The organism is Nocardiopsis lucentensis DSM 44048 (assembly GCF_000341125.1).
In the GTDB taxonomy this organism is placed as follows: Bacteria; Actinomycetota; Actinomycetes; order Streptosporangiales; family Streptosporangiaceae; genus Nocardiopsis; species Nocardiopsis lucentensis.
This window is the reverse complement of sequence record NZ_ANBC01000064.1, coordinates 1-1,105: the sequence shown is the minus strand read 5'-3', so window position 1 is coordinate 1,105 and position 1,105 is coordinate 1. Positions and strand designations below refer to the sequence as shown.

Genomic DNA, 1,105 nt, shown 5'->3' with positions numbered 1-1,105 from the left:
CCCCCCCCCGCCTCGCGGTCACCCGCGCGGGCGACCGCGTGAGCGGCTCCGTCGCCGCCAGCGACGCGTTCTTCCCCTTCCCCGACGGCCTGGAGATCCTCACCGGGGCGGGCGTGCGCGCCGTCGTCCAGCCGGGCGGCTCCGTCCGCGACGAGGCGGTCATCGCCGCGGCCAAGGAGGCCGGGGTCACCATGTACCTCACCCACACCCGCCACTTCTTCCACTAGGAGCCGACATGAGCGCGACGATTCTCGACGGCAAGGCCGTCGCGAAGGCCATCCGCGGGGACCTGGCCGAGCGTGTGGCCAAGTTGAGGGCCAAGGGGATCACCCCCGGCCTGGGCACGGTCCTGGTCGGAGACGACCCGGGCAGCCACTCCTACGTCCGGGGCAAGCACCGCGACTGCGCCCAGGTGGGGATCGCGAGCATCCGCCGCGACCTGCCCGCCGACGCCACCCAGGAGGACGTGGAGCGGGCGGTCCGGGAGCTGAACGAGGACCCGGACTGCACCGGCTACATCGTCCAGCTGCCCCTGCCGAAGGGGCTGGACGAGAACCGGGTGCTGGGTCTCATCGACCCGGCCAAGGACGCCGACGGCCTCCAGCCCTCCAACCTGGGCAAGCTCGTCCTGATGCAGGAGGCCCCGCTGCCGTGCACCCCGCGCGGCATCGTGGAGCTGCTCACCCGCTACGACGTGCCGCTGCGCGGCGCCGAGGTGGTCGTGGTGGGTCGCGGCGTCACCGTGGGCCGTCCGCTCGGTCTGCTGCTGACCCGCCGCTCGGAGAACGCCACCGTCACCCTGTGCCACACGGGTACGCGCGACCTGGCCGAGCACACCCGCCGGGCCGACGTGATCGTCGCCGGTGCCGGTGTCCCCGGGCTGATCGGCAAGGACATGGTCCGGCCCGGCGCGGCCGTGCTGGACGTCGGTGTCTCACGCACCGAGTCGGGCCTGGTCGGCGACGTCCAGCCGGACGTGGCCGAGGTCGCCGGGTACCTGTCGCCGAACCCCGGCGGCGTGGGGCCGATGACCCGGGCGATGCTGCTGGTGAACGTCGTGGAGGCGGCCGAACGCCAGGCGGTCTGAGGGCCGTTCGGGGGCGGT

The 1,105-nt window shown here is 73.8% G+C and carries 1 protein-coding gene and 1 pseudogene; both read left to right on the top strand.

Annotated features, from left to right (window positions below; genetic code table 11):
- Positions 1-227 (top strand): annotated as a pseudogene (purH, locus tag D471_RS32605) (bifunctional phosphoribosylaminoimidazolecarboxamide formyltransferase/IMP cyclohydrolase); the annotation flags it as partial.
- A gap of 8 nt (positions 228-235) precedes the next feature.
- Positions 236-1,087: a bifunctional methylenetetrahydrofolate dehydrogenase/methenyltetrahydrofolate cyclohydrolase gene (locus D471_RS0101935; RefSeq protein WP_017597066.1), complete on the top strand. Its 852-nt coding sequence runs from the start codon at positions 236-238 to the stop codon at positions 1,085-1,087.
- Positions 1,088-1,105 lie beyond the last annotated feature (18 nt).

Bases quoted from the DNA above. Each gene is read 5' to 3' on its own strand.
- D471_RS0101935 (WP_017597066.1), top strand. From the start codon at position 236: ATGAGCGCGACGATTCTCGACGGCAAGGCCGTCGCGAAGGCCATCCGC.